This is a genomic window from Capnocytophaga cynodegmi, assembly GCF_002302475.1.
GTDB lineage: Bacteria > Bacteroidota > Bacteroidia > Flavobacteriales > Flavobacteriaceae > Capnocytophaga > Capnocytophaga cynodegmi.
On the sequence record NZ_CP022378.1, the window covers coordinates 2,103,202 to 2,123,417 of the forward strand.

The 20,216-nt window shown below is 31.8% G+C and carries 15 protein-coding genes; 10 read left to right on the forward strand and 5 right to left on the reverse strand.

Annotated features, from left to right (window positions below; all coding sequences use genetic code 11):
- Positions 1–49: 49 nt before the first annotated feature.
- Together CGC48_RS09400 and CGC48_RS09405 are read right to left on the reverse strand one after the other, a co-directional pair.
- Positions 50–748 (reverse strand): ABC transporter ATP-binding protein, encoded by a 699-nt coding sequence (locus CGC48_RS09400; protein WP_098029356.1) that lies wholly within the window; start codon positions 746–748, stop codon positions 50–52.
- 40 nt (positions 749–788) lie between these two features.
- Positions 789–2,270 (reverse strand): DUF5687 family protein, encoded by a 1,482-nt coding sequence (locus tag CGC48_RS09405; protein ID WP_098029357.1) that lies wholly within the window; start codon positions 2,268–2,270, stop codon positions 789–791.
- 154 nt (positions 2,271–2,424) lie between these two features.
- On the opposite strand from CGC48_RS09405, the gene CGC48_RS09410 reads away from it, so the two are divergent.
- Positions 2,425–3,603 carry a C1 family peptidase gene (locus CGC48_RS09410; RefSeq protein WP_098029358.1) on the forward strand — a complete coding sequence of 393 codons (1,179 nt, stop codon included), beginning with the start codon at positions 2,425–2,427 and terminating at the stop codon, positions 3,601–3,603.
- A gap of 11 nt (positions 3,604–3,614) precedes the next feature.
- Positions 3,615–6,020, forward strand: coding sequence for an alpha/beta hydrolase family protein (locus tag CGC48_RS09415; protein ID WP_098029359.1), 2,406 nt, complete (start codon positions 3,615–3,617; stop codon positions 6,018–6,020).
- A gap of 76 nt (positions 6,021–6,096) precedes the next feature.
- Here the strand turns inward: CGC48_RS09415 and CGC48_RS09420 are convergent, their stop codons facing one another.
- Both CGC48_RS09420 and CGC48_RS09425 read right to left on the reverse strand, forming a co-directional pair.
- Positions 6,097–7,551, reverse strand: coding sequence for a lipopolysaccharide biosynthesis protein (locus tag CGC48_RS09420; RefSeq protein WP_098029360.1), 1,455 nt, complete (start codon positions 7,549–7,551; stop codon positions 6,097–6,099).
- Between the two features lie 118 nt (positions 7,552–7,669).
- A complete protein-coding gene (locus tag CGC48_RS09425; protein WP_098029361.1) occupies positions 7,670–8,347 on the reverse strand; it encodes a hypothetical protein in 678 nt (225 codons plus the stop codon).
- Positions 8,348–8,757: 410 nt separating this feature from the next.
- Here CGC48_RS09425 and CGC48_RS09430 point away from each other — a divergent pair, with 410 nt between their 5' ends.
- The 3 genes from CGC48_RS09430 to CGC48_RS09440 are packed head-to-tail and all read left to right on the forward strand — an operon-like array spanning position 8,758 to position 13,379.
- Complete coding sequence (locus tag CGC48_RS09430; RefSeq protein WP_018278810.1) at positions 8,758–9,090, forward strand: PadR family transcriptional regulator; 333 nt, start codon at positions 8,758–8,760, stop codon at positions 9,088–9,090.
- Positions 9,091–9,092: 2 nt separating this feature from the next.
- The gene (locus tag CGC48_RS09435) at positions 9,093–11,033 is read left to right on the forward strand and encodes a PspC domain-containing protein (RefSeq protein WP_098029362.1); all 1,941 of its coding nucleotides are present in this window, start codon (positions 9,093–9,095) and stop codon (positions 11,031–11,033) included.
- Positions 11,034–11,060: 27 nt separating this feature from the next.
- On the forward strand, positions 11,061–13,379 hold the full coding sequence (locus CGC48_RS09440; RefSeq protein ID WP_098029363.1) for an outer membrane beta-barrel family protein: 2,319 nt from the start codon (positions 11,061–11,063) through the stop codon (positions 13,377–13,379).
- Between the two features lie 71 nt (positions 13,380–13,450).
- Here the strand turns inward: CGC48_RS09440 and tsaD are convergent, their stop codons facing one another.
- Positions 13,451–14,476, reverse strand: coding sequence for a tRNA (adenosine(37)-N6)-threonylcarbamoyltransferase complex transferase subunit TsaD (tsaD, locus tag CGC48_RS09445; protein WP_098029364.1), 1,026 nt, complete (start codon positions 14,474–14,476; stop codon positions 13,451–13,453).
- A gap of 475 nt (positions 14,477–14,951) precedes the next feature.
- Here tsaD and CGC48_RS09455 point away from each other — a divergent pair, with 475 nt between their 5' ends.
- From CGC48_RS09455 to CGC48_RS09480, 5 genes are all read left to right on the forward strand, one after another.
- The gene (locus tag CGC48_RS09455; RefSeq protein WP_098029366.1) at positions 14,952–15,461 is read left to right on the forward strand and encodes a hypothetical protein; all 510 of its coding nucleotides are present in this window, start codon (positions 14,952–14,954) and stop codon (positions 15,459–15,461) included.
- A 281-nt stretch (positions 15,462–15,742) separates the two neighbouring features.
- A complete protein-coding gene (locus CGC48_RS09465; RefSeq protein WP_098029368.1) occupies positions 15,743–17,092 on the forward strand; it encodes an RHS repeat domain-containing protein in 1,350 nt (449 codons plus the stop codon).
- Positions 17,093–17,148: 56 nt separating this feature from the next.
- The gene (locus CGC48_RS09470) at positions 17,149–17,370 is read left to right on the forward strand and encodes a DUF6140 family protein (protein ID WP_098029369.1); all 222 of its coding nucleotides are present in this window, start codon (positions 17,149–17,151) and stop codon (positions 17,368–17,370) included.
- A gap of 10 nt (positions 17,371–17,380) precedes the next feature.
- On the forward strand, positions 17,381–17,794 hold the full coding sequence (locus CGC48_RS09475; protein WP_098029370.1) for a hypothetical protein: 414 nt from the start codon (positions 17,381–17,383) through the stop codon (positions 17,792–17,794).
- A complete protein-coding gene (locus CGC48_RS09480; RefSeq protein ID WP_098029371.1) occupies positions 17,794–20,214 on the forward strand; it encodes a GTPase in 2,421 nt (806 codons plus the stop codon). The genes CGC48_RS09475 and CGC48_RS09480 overlap by 1 nt, the downstream gene beginning before the upstream one ends.
- Positions 20,215–20,216 lie beyond the last annotated feature (2 nt).

Sequence of the window (20,216 nt, forward strand, 5' to 3'; positions counted from 1 at the left end):
GTTAATAATAAGAACACCTACAAACTTTTATTTTGTAGGTGTTTTTCTTTTAATCAATTTTGAAAAAAAGTTCTAATTCTTTTAGAGTTTCTTCTGAGGTTTGAATATCCTTAACGATTATTCCTTTGTTTAGAACTACAATTCGGTCTGAAACCTCTACTGTATGTAGCAAGTCGTGACTTGAAATTAAAATTGTAATTTCTTTATTTTCAGTTAGCTCTTTGATTATTTTCTTTAAACGAATTTGAGTAGTTGGGTCTAAATTAGCAAAAGGCTCATCAAGAATAATAACTTTGGGGTTCCCGATGAGAGCAGCAATGATTCCTACTTTTTTTTGATTTCCTTTAGATAAATCTCTCAGATATTTTTGTTTTCCTAAAATTTCATCATTGAAAAAGTCACTATATTTCTGTATGTGATTATTAATGTCTGCTTTGTTTTGTCCACGGAGTTCTCCTATAAAATAAAAATATTCTTCTGCAGTTAAATATCCGATTAGAAAACTTTCATCAATAAAGGCTGAGGTAAAAGTTTTCCAATTTTCGCTAGAATTAACCTGAATTTCATTATTTGTTATGTTTCCTGTTGTGGGTTGAATTAGGTCAAGTAGTAAGCTAAAAAAAGTTGTTTTTCCAGCACCATTATTTCCAACAAGACCAAAACTTTCTCCTTTGTTAATGATTAGATTAGGAATATTGAGTACAGTTGTGCTTCCGTATACTTTGCTAAGATTTTTTACTTCAATCATATTTTATAAGATTTTTGAGTTGATAATTGAAAAAATTGATTTACTGATTTTCTTTAAATCCGTTTATGGTAATGTATTTTCTTGATTTATATTTCTTTACGATAATATTCATAAAATAGTTTCTGAGAATGAAACCCATAATTCCTATTAATGCAATAACTGCAGAAGCAATCATATCATTAAAAAAATAATATGCTATTGACCATAAGATAATAGGAATGAGTAATATAGGCAAAGAAATAATCCATTGTGTTATTCCCATACCCTGATAACTTCCGAAACCACGTTTTTCCAAATCGATACGTTTTTTGTTATAAGCTCCTAAAAAGAGAACAGAAGGAACTCCAATTCCTATATTGTAAATAGCACAAGATGTGTTGATTATAAAGATATGTTTTCCAAAATAGATGTAAGGCGTTGAAATGATAAACAAAACAATAATTGAGAAATAGAACAATACTGCTTTTGAATTTAAGTACTGCCTTAACGGAATGTTTTGAGCCATCAGCATTGGGTAATAAGCACTATCCCAAGCAGGTACAAATTGTCCGAAGTTAATTAAAAATACTCCAGTTGTGAATATTCCAACAAAAACCAAAAAGAAAGGCATATTTTCAAAAGAGGGATTTGGATAGAAAATCAATCCATAAAAAATAAAGATTAGTGATGTCCAAAAAACGGATTTACTTCGTTTGTTACGCCAAATGAGCTTTAAATCAAGTTGTAGAAAAGTTGCTATATTTCCGAATCGTTTTAACCATTGAAAATCAGAAGTTTTTATTTTTTGAGTTTTTCCTCTGAAAGTTGAATTAAGATGTAAATTCTTAGATAAACTATTGAAATTCAGTATGTAAATTCCTATGGTTAATACTATTGGAATAATAACTAAAAAAGGATAGCTCAATAATAAATTGAATGATTGCCCAATGAATTTTGTGATGCTAAATATTTCAAAGTATTCTAAAAGGATAAAAATAACAATGCTTCCTGCATAAGGAAGTAAACCTTTTAGGTTTTCGCCAAATTTTTTAATTAAGATGAAATTTGTAAAGTTCGCTAAAAAAACGAATGAAAACATTGCAACCCACCAACAAAAAATTGTTAAGAAAGAACAATCATTTGAGGTAATTACCCACATTCCAAACGGAACAAAAATTAAAGGTGCAAACAAATTAAAAGGATGTAAAATGGTTTTTAGAAGTAGATAATGAATGATTTTACTTCGGTGTATGTTATTTGTTAGTAATGGTTTAATATCCATAACAGGTAATGATTGAAACATAAAACGGATAATCAATTCCCACAAAAACCAAATGGCAATAAAGTTATTAAAAATATATATTGGTTCTTGTTTTGGGAAGATTTCTTTCAAAATTGGATAAATAGTAATTCCTATAAATAAAGCCATACTTAGGAAGTAAATAGCTATGAAAGCGATAAAAATCTTCAAAGCAAGGCTTCTCCCAAAGGTTGCTGAACGCGTAAAAGCTTTCCATTCAAGGGTTAAAAAATGTTTAAACATAATAATATTCTATTAAAATATGTGAAATGCAAATATAAATAAAAATATGAATGCAAGTTGTTAATGAAAAAATATTTATTTTGTTGTGATTTTATTCAGATTTTCCAATATTATCATTTATATTTGTGGAATAAAAATAAATTAAGTTTTCAAGATGAAAAAAATAGCATTATTTATTGCTTTCGGAACTTTTTTTACGGTTTCGGCGCAAGACAATTTGATTAACGCAGTGGCTGGAAACCAAAGTGAAAAAGCAGGATTTAAGTTTACTCCTGTAATTAATCTCGAAAGAATGGAAGTGAAAGACCAAGGAAGTAGTGGTACTTGTTGGAGCTACGCTGGTGCATCTTTTTTGGAAAGTGAAATGAGCCGTATGGGTAAAAAACCTGTGGATTTGGCTGAGATTTATACTGCCAGAAACACCTACATTGAAAAAGCAAAACAATATGTTCGTTTTCACGGAAATTTAGATTATGGTGATGGAGGTGAGTTGCACGATATTATCAATATGTATGCTAAGTATGGAGCTGTTCCTCAGTACATTTACACAGGATTGAATTACGGAACTACTCGTAATAATTTTTCAGAAATGCAAGCAGCCTTGAAAGGATTTTTGGAAGGATTGGTTAAGCGACCTAATATTAAAAAACTAACTCCCAATTGGGAAAAAGCTTTCACTGCCGCCATTGATGCTTATTTAGGAGAAATTCCTGAAACATTTTTGTTCGGAAATAAAAAATATACACCCCAATCTTTTGCTAAAGAAGTGGTAGGAATTAATCCTAACGATTATGTTGAAATGCTTTCGTACGAACACGAACCAAAGTACAAAAACGTACTGATGGCTGTTCCAGATAACTGGAGTTTTGATCAAGCATATAATGTTGAAATGACTGATTTTGTGAAAGTTATTGATAATGCTCTTAAAAAAGGATTTACAATAGCTTGGGCTTCAGATGTTAGTGAGCGTTATTTCAGTTGGAAGAATGGTGTTGCATTTGTTCCTGAAAAGCATTGGGAAGAAATGACAATGGAGGAACAAAAAACATTGTTTGATAATCCTCCAACAAAGGAAAGAAGCATCACTAAAGAAATGCGTCAGAAAGCGTTTGATAATTATGAAACTACCGATGACCACGCAATGCACATCGTTGGACTTGCTAAAGACCAAAATGGAAGAGAGTATTACATCGTGAAAAATTCGTGGGGAGTAAGTAACGACCATCAAGGGTATTTGTACGTTACCAAAGCATTCGTAACCTACAAAACTACAGCCATAATGCTCCATAAAGATGGAGTCCCTTCAGATATTTTGAAAAATTGGAAAAAATAAGACAACTAAATATGAAAAAAATATTATCATTAATGCTCATTTCATCAATGGGATATTTAACAGCACAAGAAAATCTGACGTACCAAAAACCATCGGAGGAGATTTTGCAGTTAGCTGATTTCGAGAGAGCTCCATCGGTAATGATGAACAACCAACGCACGTGGATGGTTTTTAGTTATCGTTCCACGTATCTTAGTTTAGAAGAATTAAATCAAGAGGAAATCCGCTTAGGAGGACTTAGAATGAATCCTAACGTGAATGCCCCAAGCAATTTAAACTATATTTCTAATCTGAGAATTCAAAAGGTAGGAGCAAAACAGGCTCAACAGATTAAAAATTTACCCGAAAAAGCGAAGATAGCTTACGTGATGTTTTCTCCTAATGAGAAGAAAATATCTTTCACAAATACAACAGAAAAAGGGTTAGAACTTTGGTTGGTTGATTTGGAAACAGCTACCGCTAAGCGTTTAAGTGATACGTTATTGAATGCTAATTTTGGAACTCCTTATGTTTGGTCGCCTGATGCTTCTTTTTTGCTTATTAAAACTTTGGTAGAAAATCGTCCTGCGTTGCAAAGTGAAGCTAAAAGTATCCCTACAGGTCCTATTGTTTCTGTTGGAAGTGGGCAAGTTTCACAAAATAGAACGTATCAAGATTTGCTGAAAAATAAAATTGATGAATTTAATTTTGAGGTTTTAATTACTTCCGAATTAAAAAAAATAGATTTGAATGGAAATCAAACGTCCTTTAAAGAAGCAGGAATGTATCTTTCTGAGAGTTTCTCTCCCGATGGAAAATATTTGCTGATAACGGAGATTAAAAAACCTTTTTCGTACATTGTACCTTATAGTCGTTTTCCAAGAGAATCAAAGGTTTATGATGTTCAAGGAAAAGAAATTGCCAAAGTAAATGATTTGCCGTTAATTGAAAATATGCCAAAAGGTTTTTCATCAACATATCAAGGCAAACGCTCTATGACTTGGTGTACAGATAAGCCACACACATTGTATTTTGTTGAGGCTTTAGATGGAGGAGACCAAAATAAAAAAGCCGATTTTCGTGATGAGTTATTTGTTTGGGAAGCTCCGTTTACGAAATCGCCGACGTCACTGATGAAGATGAAGCAACGTTTTCAAGGAGTTACTTGGGGAGATGAAGAAAACGTTTTGGTTTCTGAGGCTTGGTATGATACTCGCAATAGCAAGATAATTTTATTGAATCCTAAAAATGGCACACAAAAGGTCATTGTTGACCGAAATTATCAAGATGTTTATAACAATCCTGGAGTACCACAAACGATTAAAAATAAATGGGGAAGGTATGTTCTTCAAATTGAAAACGGGAAAACATATTGGTTAGGTGACGGATATACTAAAGAAGGTCAGTTTCCTTTTCTTGATGAATTGGATTTGAAAACGTTGAACAAGAAACGTTTATACACATCCAAAGTAAAAAATCAAAAAGAAAACATTCACGATTTAGATGCTAAGAAAAATTGTTTGCTTATCAGTTTGCAATCTCCAACAGAGTACCCAAATTATTATATTAAAAATTATAAAAACAATAAGCTAACACAACTTACATTTTTCAAAAATCCGTTTGAAGCTCTCAAAGGTGTTCATAAAGAGGTGATTAATTACAAACGTAAAGATGGTGTAGCTCTTAGTGGGACGCTCTATCTTCCTAAAAATTATGACTTTAAGAAGAAAGAAAAATTACCATTACTTATTTGGGCATACCCGAAAGAGTATAAAAGCAAGGATACTGCTGGGCAAAGTACCGCCAATCCTAATGAATTTACATATCCACACTACGGTTCGTTTATTTATTGGGTTACAAAGGGTTATGCGGTTTTAGATGATGCTGCATTTCCGATTGTAGGAGAAGGTACGCAAGAGCCTAACGACACTTTTATTGAGCAATTGGTAGCTAATGGAGAAGCTGCAATTGATGCGGTGGATAAATTAGGATATATAGACCGAAAAAGAGTTGCTGTGGGAGGTCATTCTTACGGAGCATTTATGACGGCTAACTTATTGACTCACTCCGATTTATTTGTTTGTGGAATTGCCAGAAGTGGAGCTTACAATCGTACATTAACCCCTTTCGGTTTTCAGTCCGAACAAAGAAACTATTGGGATTCTCCAGAAATTTACAATACGATGTCTCCGTTTATGAATGCTCACAAAATGAAAAAGCCATTGTTGTTAATACACGGAGCTGCGGACAATAATGCTGGTACTTTTACTTTCCAGACGGAACGTTACTTCCAAGCTCTTAAAAATTTAGGAGCTCCCGTGCGAATGGTGTTGCTTCCGCTTGAAAGTCACGGTTATAGAGCCAAAGAAAGTATTTTACATACCCTTTGGGAACAAGATACATTTTTAGAAGAAAATTTGAAGAACAATAAAAAGTAGTTGTTTTTCATTAGTTTATAAAAAAGACCTTGAGCTATTATCCGTTCAAGGTCTTTTTTATTTCAAAAAAATATTTTTAATGCTTAATCTTACCAAGTAGGATTATCAAATCTTCCGAAAGTTTAAATTTCCAAAGGATTATACCACAAAAAACAAGAATTATCAGCGATTTTAGAACAATATTCCAAATTGGATTGAAAGGGAAATCCCAAAAATAGAAGCTAATTATTGTGATTATTCCAAAGAGAGTGATTTTTAGAGTTTCGTTGTAAAAAGGATTTAATCTGAATTTGCTATATGTAAAAGATAATTTCAAGAAATTGTAAATAGAAAAAGCGCACAAGGTGGCAAAACCAGCTCCATTAATGCCATAAATAGGTATCAACCAGATATTTAAAATAATGGTGCAAAAGGTTAAAAATATACCAAAATACAATATCGTTCTGTAGTAAATGGAGTTAAATAAAATTGCATTGTTGATGCCCACTAACGAATCAAAGAGTTTAACAACGGAGATAAGAATTAGTACAACTATTCCGTTAACGTATTCTTTATCAGGAAGTAATTCGTAAAATTGCTTTGCATTAGAAATTATTAGGATAAAAATAATAACACTTGTTAAATAAATATTTATAGTACTTTTTTTGTACAAGTCATTAAGCTGGATTGTTTCTTTTTGGTTAAGAAGTTTAGCAACTAAGGGACTTACAATCTGATACATAGCTCTGTAAGGGATAGCAATAACCGTTGCGGTAAAAATGGCCACATTGTAAATAGCAATTTGTGAAATAGGCAGATATTGGTTAATCATAAATTTATCGATATCCATCAGCAAACTTGCCACTGACCCCGATAAAATACTAAAAAGGCTATATTTAAGAATTTCATTTCTATTTTCTGGCAGACCGAAATAAAAAGTAGGACGTTTTATACGAAAAGCAGATATCGCCATAAAAATCATTCTCAATAAATATACTCCAAAAACGCTATACATAAATTGCTTGAAATCAATGATTTTGAAATAAAATAATATCAGAAGAAATGTGATACCAACACGCTGAAAAACTTCTTTCAGAAAGTTTCCAAATACGGTTTTGAATTGAACTCTTGCCCACGAATAGCAAATTTCAAAATAAGCCATCGTAATTGAAGTGATGAAAATCAAAACGACATAATCACCCACGATTTCATTCTTTTGAGAAAGCCATCTTACAATTTGTTCATAAGCTAAAATTCCAACAAAACCAAAGGGAACAATAGTTAACAAAGGCAACACAAAAAGCATAAAATTGAATTTGGAAAGCTCTTGAGGTTCTTTGTAAGAAGAGTAAAACCGAATGAAAGTATTATGCACACCAAAAGCTACTAAAGGTGATAGAATAGTTGCTGTGGAAGTGACGTAGCCTACCAGTCCGTATTCTTCTTTTGAAAGAAAGTATACGAACAGAAATAGTGTATTGATGGCTCCGAAAGCAAAGCCAAGATAAGTAATTAGTATATTTTTAACCGATTGCCGAAAAACAATACCCATTTTAAAAAAATTACTTTACAAAAGTAACAAAAAGTAGAATGAAATTGTAAATATATTGATTATAAATATAAAAAGGTCGGGGTATCCGACCTTTTTATATTTACATTTTGTTTAAATCTTAGAAGTAAACATTGAATAACAATGAAGCTACTCCAATTCCGTTTTCGCCTCCGAAACCAAAACCAAAAACGCTTGTTTTGTTTCCAGCTGCATCTTTGCTTGATTGGTGGCCAACACCAACAGCATAAGAGTATTGAGCTCCTAAAGCAACTTTAGGGAAGATGAAGTACTCAGCACCTACAAAACCTTGAGCACCAATAGCAAAACTGAAAGCATCTTTTTGAGGAACTCCAAATCCTAAAAGAGCATCAGCTCCGTAGAACCCTTGCAAACGTGTAGAACCTTTTCTCCACTCTTTTCCGTATCCTACTGCAAGACCGAAAGTTGTTGTAGCATCAACGTCTTTTGGTTTTAAATAGTTGAAAATGAAGTTAGCAGTGTAACGATCAGCAGTGTTATCACTTGTCATTTTTTTACCTAAGAAAGAGTATCCTTCAGCAAATCCAGGAACAGCAAAAGCTGTGTTGTTTTTGCCAAAAGCAGAATTACCAAACTCATTGTTAGTGTTGCTGTTGAAAGCATTTCCAATGAATTTCAAAGCGTTTCCAGCGTTAAAACCGAATGACCAATCACCTTCTTTTGGTAGATATTCTTCACCTTTAGAAGAAACCAACTCTTGTGCACTTACAGCACTAAATGCAAAAACTGCAGCTAATGATAAAATAATCTTTTTCATCTTTGATATAAAATTAAAATTAGTGGGGCAAAACTAAACAAATATTTTTAACAAACAAGAAAAAATGATTTAATTTTATTATGTTAAAATTTTATATTGCTTGTAATCAGTGCTTTATGTTTTATTTGAATGTTTAATTTAACAAATTACATAATGAAAAGCATAAAATTTAGCTCCATTTATCCTAAAATAATCAATCTTTTTTTGAAAAAATTATCATTATATTCTTGTTAATCAATGTTCAAAATATATGATTTAGAAGAAAAGGTGTTTTAGTTTTATTTTTTTATGTAATGTATTTATCTGAAAAATAGATTTTTAATATTTTTTATAAATAATTTTTTAGTACTATGTATTGCATAGTATTGTTTATTGTTATATATTTGCCCTAACAAAATACCTTATATAATATGGAGACAATTAACACAGAAAAAACCAAAACACAGATGCGAAAAGGCATCTTGGAGATGTGTATTCTTTCCATAATCAGCAAAAACAAAGAGGCATATGTTTCGGATATTATTGAGGCTCTGAAATCTGCTGATATGATTGTAGTTGAGGGAACGCTTTACCCGCTTTTAACACGGCTAAAGAATGAAAAATTACTCGACTATAATTGGAAAGAATCCAATTCGGGACCACCCCGAAAATACTATGTGCTGACCGATAATGGTACAACTTTTCTGCAAGAAATCGTGAAATCGTGGCAAGAACTACAAACAATGGTTAATAAAATTATTTAGTTATGGACAAAACACATAATATCAGTTTGGGCGGATTTTCATTTTTGATTGAAGATAAAGCCTATCAAGAACTTTCAAAATATTTGAACGAAGTACGTAAATCACTCGGAAATACTTCTGATACCAACGAAATCATTTATGATGTGGAACAACGAATGGCTGAACTGCTCAAAACTCAAATGAAGGGTAGGGAAGTGATTGTAAGCCAAGATGTTGATTATTTAATAAGTGTTTTAGGGCGACCAGAACAATACGTTGATGAAGAACAAACAACAGAAACCAACTTTTCAAAACAACAGGAAACTACTTTTAAACGTATTAATACGCATATCAGAAGTCGTAAGCTTTATCGTGATATGGAGAGAAAGAAACTTGGAGGTGTACTTTCAGGGCTTTCTTATTATTTGAATTTTGATGTGGCGTGGTTGCGAATTATTTATTTGGTTTTATTATTTTTTGTGCAAACATCGCTTATTTTTAATAAGTTGCATTATTTGAATTTGACCTCTACTTCTACGTTTTTTGGTATCAGTGGATTTTGGATTATGATGTATATTGTTTTTTGGATATTAGTGCCTCCCGCTGAAACTACTGCCGAAAAGTTAGAAATGCAAGGTAAATCTGTAACAATTGATACGCTTTCTGCTTCCAAAATTACAAAAAATGCAAACGGACGACAACTTTACCGAAGCCGAGAAAAAGCAAAATTGGGTGGGGTTTTGAGCGGATTATCAGAATATTATCAATTTGATACCACTTGGATACGAATTCTATTTATTGTTTTGGTACTAGGATTGATACCGCTGATAAGTATATCTTCATTGCTTGTAATTGGATATGCAATTCTGTGGATAGCCATACCCAAAAAGCCTATATTTTTTGATGACGAACCTAACGAACTGGATAAAAACCAAAGTAATAAATCTGAAAGTGAGTTTGAAATGAAAGAAAATGAAACTCATCATACAACGAATCAAGATTTTGAAAATCAGAATTTCGTTGAAAAAAAACAAACACAAAAAACCGGAAATAGAGAAGGTTTTTGGCTGTTTGTACGAGCTGTCATCAAAGGCGTTTTATATGTTATTATTGGTTTTGTGTTGCTCATTTTGTTGTTCAATCTTTTGTCTCTACTCTTGGCGTTGTTTGGGATAGGTATTGCAGGTTGGGGTGTTGGTTTCAGTGTACTTACCTTAACAGATTATCTTTCATTTATTGTAGAAGGAAATTGGCAGCTTTGGATTGCCTATTTTTCAGCAGCATCACTATTTATTTTGCCTATTTTGGTAATTTCGATTTTGTGTCTTAAACTATTTTCTAAAAAAGGTTATCAAGTATCTAAAGCGTGGATTTTACTCAATGTTTTTCTGTTCTTTTTTGGGGTAATGGGAGTAATTACCGTGAGTGTTGATACGTTTAAACATTTTCAAGCCTATGATTCTGTTGAAGAAAGAATTCCTTTTGCCGTATCTGATACTATTTCGTTATCGTATGAAAAACAGCCTCATAGATATTACAAGTATGATATACTAAATTTTGGTAGCCCAATTTTAAAAGATGATAATGAAATCATTGCCAAAGGAGATTTTGTTCGATTCCGCATTGGGGAAACCTCTGAAAAAGAACCTTATATCATTTTGAAGAAATATTCCAGGGGAAGAAACCTTTCTGATGCTCAATCTAAAGCTTCACAAATAAAATACAACTTGAAAATAGAGGAGAATAAAATTGTTTTGCCTGAAAAGTATTCACTTGGCGAAAATCCAAAAATAAGAGACCAACGAATTGAAGTTGTTTTATATCTTCCTCAAGGAAAACATATTACAAGTTCGGATGAAGAACTTTCCGTATTGGAGTTCAGAAGTAATAAATGGATAGACATTAGTAGGGGAGGAGTTGCTAAAATGACTGAAAATGGGCTTGTTAAAATTGAAAATAATTAATTTATAATATTTAAAATAGTATTAAAAATGAAAAAATTAACCATCTTTACCACATTACTATTATTTTGTTCGTTAGTTTTCGGACAAAATACGTTCAGAGGAAAACTTGTCGATGCCACAACCAAACGAGTTATTCCTGATGCAAATATTATTTTGATAGCTCTGCCCGATTCTACATTGGTAAAAGGGGCGATTAGCAACGATGAAGGAATTTTTGAGTTGATAAATACCTCCAAACACGATAATTTAGTACTAAAAATATTGCATTTGGAGTATAAAACTCAAACTATTTCAGTGAAAAATACTGATTTTGGTACAATTTTGTTGCAAAAATCGATAAATGAACTTGGTGAGGTAGTTGTTTCGGTCTCAAAACCTATTATGAAACAGAAAGGAACGGCTGTCGTTACTGATATTTCTACTTCTACACTGAAAGATTTGCCTAAAATGGAGATGCTTTTGAACTTTTTACCTGGGGTATCGACTTCCTATACAGGTGGTGGCTACAATGTGTTTGGCAAAAGCAATCCTATTTTCTATATTAACAAACGAAGGGTGTACAATGCTGAAGAAATTAACCGACTTTCTCCACAAGATATTCAAAGTATTGAGCTGGAAACTCAACCTGGTGCTGAGTACGACAACAATGTGGGAGCTGTCATTCGTATCATCTTGAAGAAAAAACAAGGTGATGGACTTAGCGGAAGTATTTATAACGGCAATGAATTTAAAAAAGGAATTTGGCAATACTTAGGAACAAATCTGAACTATCGTACTGGAAAAACTGATATTTTTGGAAGTATTAATGTAAATTTTCGTCAAGCAGTGCGTAGCGATAATTGGCAAGAACTCATTGTGCAAACACCTACAAATCAATGGAAAGTACGTACTGAAGATATACAGAAAAACAACGGAAAGAATATAAACGCAAAACTTGGTGTAAATCACGAGTTTAACGATAAACATTCCGTTGGGGCAACCGTGTGGACGTACGTAAATCCGTTTGCTGGGCATACATTCACCGACCAACAAACGGAAACTTTCCAAAATGCAACGCTCTTCAGTAAAGGACTTAATCATTACGACCGCTTTAACCAAGATAAAAAAATAGAAGTTAATGCGTACTATGAAGGGCAACTTTCCGACAAAATCAAACTTCATACTGACGTGGATTATTCCATAGCAAATTCTGACCACACTTCAAATATTTTAGAAAAAAATCTATTGGCAAATTCGCAAAAAAATGTGCATACTCATTCTAATTCTCAAGCCAATTGGTTACATACCAAAACTACTTTCACTCAAAAATTGAATAAAGCTACACTGAGCTATGGTGCTGAATTTAGTACACTTACACGCGATGAAAATTACACGGACAATGTGCTAACGACTTCTCTCGTTGAAAATAAAGAACTTCGCTCATCGGGATTTGTTAGTTTTTCGCGACCAATTGGTAAGACGAATATAAAAACAGGAGTTCGTTATGAATATGCTGATTTTGAGTATTTCCAAAACCATACAAAAGACCACGTAAAAAGCCGAACTTACGGGCATTGGTTGCCTAATGTATCGCTTTCTTTTCCTTGGGATAAAACCAGAATGGCAATCAGTTATACCAAAAAAATCCGCCGACCTGCCTTTTACGAATTGAGCGATTATGCGGCTTATGAATCGCCATTTATGTACAATCGAGGTAATCCTGATTTGCGTCCACGCCTTGATGATGAATTTAGTTTGTTGGCAACTTACAAAAGTATCTCAGCTTCAGTTATTTATTCATTTATGAAAGATGCGTACTATGAAGATTATAATTTGTTGGCATCAAATCCGAATGTTGTTGAGCGTACAATGCGTAACTATGATGATTTTCAGATTCTTAAAATGGTACTTTCTGCACAACATAAAATCGGGAAGTGGATGCCTAAGCTGGACGTTACTTTCGGAAAGCAATTCGCTAAAGATGTTTTTTATACTAACAAACCTATTTTTGCTGTTGAAATGATGAATCAATTTATATTATCAGAAAATTGGTTAGGTCTTTTTTATGTAAATTATCAATCAAAAGGAAGTTTGGCTGTTACTTATCGTGAAAAATCTGCGATTTTTTCGGGGATAGCCCTTGCACGTACTTTCTTTAATAAATCATTGCAAGTGTATTTGGTGGCACAAGATATCTTTAATATGTCAAATGCTACTACTGTTGTGCAAAATTCTTATATTACAAACCGCCGTTTTTCTGACGGAAATAATCGAGGAATTAACATAGGTTTACAATACACATTTAATCCAACTCAGAATAAATACAAAGGACAAGGAGTTGATGAAGATGAAAAAGGACGTTTATAAAAAGTAAAAGTAAATTTTAGTATAGAGGGATTTTTAATGAACTGAAAATCCCTCTATGTTTTTATAAGTTATTAACTTTCAAGAGAAAGTCGTGCTTTGGCTGTGGTTTGTTGGTCAGTGAATTGGTTTTCTAAAAATTTATAATATCCTACGATGCCAACCATTGCAGCATTGTCAGTACAATATTGAAATTCAGGAATATATGTTTTCAATCCATATTTTTCTCCCAAAGTGAGTAGTGCGTTGCGTATTCCTGAATTTGCTGAAACTCCTCCACCTATGGCAATTTGTTTGATACCTGTTTGTTTGACAGCTTTTTGTAGTTTTTTCATCAGAATTTCAACAATGGTATACTGTACAGAGGCACAAATATCTGCGAGATTTTCAGCAATGAAGTTTGGATTTTCCTGAGTTTTCTTCTGTATGAAGTACAAAACAGCAGTTTTAAGTCCTGAAAAACTGAAATTTAGCCCTTCGGTTTGTGGCTTCGAAAATGAGAATGCTTTTGGGTTGCCTTCTTTCGCATATTTGTCAATCAGTGGACCACCAGGGTAGGGCAGACCAAGTATTTTCGCGGTTTTATCAAAAGCTTCACCTACAGCATCATCAAGGGTTTCTCCCAGTATTTCCATTGAAAAGAAGTTGTTTACCTTTACAATTTGCGTATGTCCGCCACTTATGGTCATTGCTAAAAAAGGAAATTCTGGCTTTGGATTTCCCTCATCAATAAAATGGGCTAAAATATGTCCCTGCATATGGTTTACTTCAATCAGGGGGACACCTAATCCCATTGCTAACGATTTGGCAAATGAAGTTCCTACAAGTAGTGATCCCATAAGCCCTGGACCTTGAGTGAAAGCTATGGCTGAAATCTTTTCTTTTGGTATACCTACTTTTTTCAGAGCGTTATCTACCACAGGTACAATGTTTTGAAGATGTGCCCGTGACGCTAATTCAGGTACAACGCCGCCATACTGCTTGTGTACTTCCTGATTTGCAACAACATTTGAAAGAACTTTGTCATTTTCAAGAACCGCAGCAGAAGTATCATCACAGGAAGACTCAATGGCTAATATATAAACGTTTGATTTTGTCATTTTGAGTAATTTTTCTGTACAAAAGTATAAAACAATTATCAATTAACAATACATTGCCAGTAACTGACTTTTGAAGTAGTTCGTTATGGTGTTAAAAATGGTATAGAATGTTTGCTTTTATAATTTTTTAATATATTTTTGCATCTCAAAAGAATACTACAACTACGATGAAATTATATAAGTACATACTTAGCGGTATCTACTTTTTTGCTTCTTTGAAGAATATGAAATTTTGGCTTCAAGGAGGTAAAAATATGGAGAAAAAAGATACTGATATCTTTTGTAATTTTCATAAAATCAGTATATTATTATGTATATTAGCACAGCAAAGCACAGCTTATACACTAAATAGTATTACACTCGTCTTTGTTGCAAGACGAATATTGTTAAAAATCAGAAATAACAGCATCTTAGGAGGTTGTTGTTTCTGATTTTTTTTGTTTTTAGATATTTAATTTTTTAAAATTTTTACATAATGAACAAAAATAATCTAATCTCAATGGAGTTTTCTTCTGAAGAAATGAAGAAAATTGATGACGCACTAAATGTAATTATTGAATTGCTTGAAAAGAAAGCGGTTAATTTAACACCTGATGAACGCCGTCAGTATGGAAATGTCGCTGATTATAACAAAATGTTTATCGAAAAGGTAAAAGTGAATATGGAACAAGCTCCTGATACAATCCCAACTACGATTGATAAGGCAGAATTTGACCGTGATTATAGGCTTAGTTCGCAAATGACTGAGCCTTTACGAAAAGTAAATCGTATTTTGGAGATGCTTACAGATACTCGTACTTTGGCAGATACGGACAATTATGTAGTAGGTTTGTTATACTATAAATATATCAAATTCCTTGCTGCTCAGAATATTCCGAGTGCAGTAACCATTCTTGCCGAGCTTCGTAAACACTTTAAAAGAGGAAATAAGGAGCAAACACCACCTCAAGAACCCTCACAGACCACCCCACCAACGGAAAGTTAGGTAATAATATCCCTTTCAAAAGTTAGTTTATCCCTTACTATGGTAAATGTAGCGGTTGAAAGGGATAATTCTGCCAAAATTTTGGTAAAAATACCCCAAAAAGGGACTAGATTTACTAAAATTTTGAATAAACTATCCTTTTCTCTGGCTATATTAGTATTATATACAATTGATATAACAATAAAAAAGAAAAAAGTTAAAAGATATGCTGTGGTTTGGCATATAGTGTTTTTATTTTTGCCACATAATAAAAAAATGTTTAACAATTAAAGTTTTAAGTAATGGAAACAAAAACTGATTTGGAACAAGACAATTTAAAAGGCAGGGTAAAACGTGTAATAGGTTATAAAATTGAAAATTACGACCCAAAGAGCAACTTACCACAAAAAATTAGTTATGAAGATGTTTATAATCCACAAGGAAGAAAAATAGAAAAGATTTTTTATGAGGAAGATGGAAGCATTTCGAGTAAAGAAACTTGCAAATACGATGAACAAGGCAATTTATTAGAAAATAATAGTGATTATTATTATTATAAAGGTGTACATTCTTTTTACTACACTACTTATAAATATAATGAGAAAGGAAAACTAATAGAAGAAATTTGGAATATTAATAGTTCTTCAACGAAATCCATTTGGAAATACAATGAAAAAGAAGAGTTAATAGAATATATTAGGTATGAAGATGAAACAGTGTCAAGAAAAGAAAAACGTATATACAAAGAAGTAGGAGAACGAGGAAATTTAGTAAAAACCATCTGGTATAAATACAAATTTGGAAAGACTTTTAATGTAGAAAGGTACTACAACGAACACGAGAAATTAATAGAAGAAATCAGGTATAATAGAAATGGAAAAATTGACTTCAAAGAAACTCGGAAATATGACGATAAAGGAAATAAAATAGAAGAAATTTGGTATAGGGGCAACAGAAAAATTGGTTTCAAAACAACCTTGAAATATGACGATAAAGGAAACTTGATAGAGGAGGTTAGATATAATAGTAAAGGTATCATTTCTGAGAAAAAAACTTGGAAATATGATGATAAAGGAAATGAAATAGAAAATATTTGGTATAATAAAAATGAAAAAATTGATTTCAAAAAAAACTTGAAATATGACGATAAAGGAAACTTGATAGAGGAGGTTAGATATAATAGTAAAGGAAGCATTTCTAAGAAAGAAACTTGGAAATATGATAATCAAGGAAACTTAATAGAAGAAATCAGGTATAATAGAAATGGAAAAATTGACTTCAAAAAAACTTGGAAATATGACAGTCAAGGAAATAAAATGGAAAGATATGAGGGAAGACAAGATAGAAAAAAATGGCAAGAAGCTTTTAGTAAATTCACATATGAAAACAACAGAACCACAATAGAAAGAGTTAGGTATACTAATGGAAATATTTCGAGTGAAGAAACTTGGAGATATGATGAAAAAGGAAAGCTGATAGAAGTATCTGAAAGGAAAAAACAAAATACAGGAAAATGGAAAGAAGAACTTACTAAATACGAATACGATGACCAAGATAATTGGATACAAGAAATGATTTTCAAACAACAACGTAATAAACAAATAATTAGCAAAAGGATACAAGAAATTGAATATTACCAAGATGAAGAATAATTTATACAATAAGCAAATAATAACCAAAGGGAAATCCTTTTATAAACCAATTAATTATGCCGTTATATAGAGTAACAATCAAGAGGAGTATGACCACCAATGGTATTCGCCTTGAACAAGGAATGAACGTTGATGTAACAACGCCTACCACCACAAACCCCGTTTCGGTAAATGGGGGCGTATTAGTAAAAGAAGCCTTTGCACGTATTTACGGAATTGACCTAAGCCCCATTTGGCTTTCAGCAAAGACAGCAATGGAAGTAGTGAAAATTAATTAAAAGTAGATATATGGAGCATAAAATAGATACATTGGAGTTAGAGATGGCATTTAGTGAGCTTATTAAAGAGCTTGAGTCTATTAAAGAACTAAATGATTTGACAGTTATACACAAGGATAACTCCAAAAAACTGATTGAGGAGTTGCAAAATTTTTATTCTAATGCAAAAAAAAATGAAATAAAAATTCAGCAATTATTCGATAAAAATAGAAACTTTATAGAAAACTTAAATTTGCGATACGAAAATCTATACGAAAAGTTTCATAAAATTAGTGTGGAACAGCAAGAAAGAATGTTTTCTTTTGAGAGGGAACAACAAGGAAAATTTGCAGTATTTAAAAAGGAAAATTTTACTCTAAAAATATTACTTTTCATTATTTTATTATTTCAAGTTATTTTATTAGCTTTTAAATTCATTCCATAATGATTCTACAAGATGTAGCCTATTTAATTTGTACATATTGCATTATTGCAGATGAAGAGATTGATATTAATGAAGTAGAGAATCAAAAGAAAATTTTTTCTCCAAGTGAAGATATTGCTAAAGAACACTCAAAAATTTTATCTGATGCTGCCGATAAGGTATCATTGGAAAAATTGATTGATGAATATAAAAAAGCTAATTTTGAGCAAAAAAAAGACCTTTTTGAAAAACTATTCAAAATGGTATATGCAGATAAATTTTATCATCCCAAAGAAGTAATATTTATAGAAGAACTAATTATAGCATTGAGTTTTCCTAAGGAGCAAATTGTTTCTATACAAGAACAAATAGGATCTTCATTAGATGATAAATATAAGGAAACTCAACAAAATTGGTTAGAAAATATAAAACAAGCTTTTTACGGAGTACTTTATGAAATAAATAGAGATGATAAATATGAAACATCTCTACTACGAGGTAAAAGTTTTGTAAATAGAGTACGTGCTATGGCAAAAAAAGCCAAGGAGGACTTACTATTTACAGAAAATAAACTTTATTTTTTAAATGCTGATATCGCAGGTAACATAACAAAAATCAAAGATGCATTTCAAAAAATTGCTGAAAATAGAAGAAATGATAAAGAATCTGAAGAACTTTATGATTTTGTGAATGATATTAATACCAAGTTAGAGAAAGATATGACTAATATGCTTTTTTCAAACTTGGAGATGATTAACAAAAAGAAGCGAACAGTTGATTATTTTACAATAGCTTTTATGGGAAGAACTAAGGCAGGAAAAAGTACTTTTCATAGAGTAGTTACAGGAGAAGATACAGATGATATAGGTGTAGGTAAGCTTAGAACAACTCGTTACAATCGTGTTTTTAATTGGGAAAACATTCGGATTGTTGATACTCCCGGAATAGGAGCACCAGGCGGGAAGACAGATACAGAAACGGCAAGAAAAATTGTTGATGAGGCAGATTTAATCTGTTATGTGGTTACAAATGATGCAATACAAGAAACAGAGTTCAATTTTCTTTCAGAATTGAAAGAAAAAAATAAACCTATTTTTATTATTCTAAATTGTAAAAATGATCTTGAGCATAAACTCAGATTAAGAAAGTTTCTGGAAAATCCGACTCAATGGAAAGAAGAAACTGGAAACAAAAGCATTAAAGGGCATATTGATAGAATCCACGAAATGATTCAGAAAAATAATTACAATTCAGATTTTATTGAGGTGATACCAATCCAGCTTTTGGCAGCCCAAATGTCAATGAATGCAACAGAAAATAACTTTTCATCCGAAGAAACAAAAAAATTGCATATAGGTTCAAATATTGATGAATACATCACGAAAGTAAAACAAACTATTTTTCGTACTGGGAATTTGAAAAAAAGTCAAAATATAATTGATGGAGCCAATTATTATGTTGCTAAAATTAACAATGATATCAATAATGACATCATTCGGGCAGAGAAGTTGTTGAGAGCTCTGAAGAACAATAAAAAACATTTGAATACTATTATTAATAAGGAAAAGTTAAGCACAAATGAGGAATTAAATAAGTTAGTTCAAAATACACATAATCAAATAAAAGGAGATCTAAAATCTGTTTTTGCTGAAAACCATTTTAATAGTAAAACTATTTCTGATGATTGGAAAAGATTTATGGAAGATAAAAAATATTATACCAACTTAAAACAAGAGGTAGAAAGCAAAATGGTAGAATTCTCTCAAAGGATAAAAGACCGTATAGAAGAAGTCTTTGATGATATTTCTATGATAGTGAGTTATTCTTTCAACTTTAATATAAAAGCAAGAGATACAACAGACTATAAGTTTGCATATAATTTGACAATAAGGGGAATAGGTGTAGCTTTAGGAGCTCTAGCTCTAACAAATATTTGGAATCCAGGAGGGTGGGTGTTGGCAGGTGTTATTGTTTTAGGATTAATTAGTAATCTTTTTGATAGTAAGCAAAAAAGAGAAAAAAAAGCAAAACAAAAGTTAATTGACGGTATTTTACCTTACATTGAGGAAAATCAAAGGAAGACCAAAGATGAAATTGTAAAAGTTTTTACTTCTAATGTACAAGAAGTAGAAAAACAACTTAATATGAAGTTGGATTATCTCATTGAAGGAATTACTGATATCATAGAAGTCCTAAAATCAATACAAACTGCATCTCAAGAAGCATATGTAGAATTAAATAAAATGTTTGTTTATAGAATTTTAGAGCATTTTAACTTAGCAAAGAATGAGGATAATATTTTTTCAAAAGAACAATTTAAAATATTGAGGGATTATAAAAAGGATTTATTAAAAATCCAAACCACAATGTATATAAAGGAAAAACAAAAGCAAGAAATAAAAAAGGTATTACAAACTAGTGTAGAAATGGTAAAAATATAGGT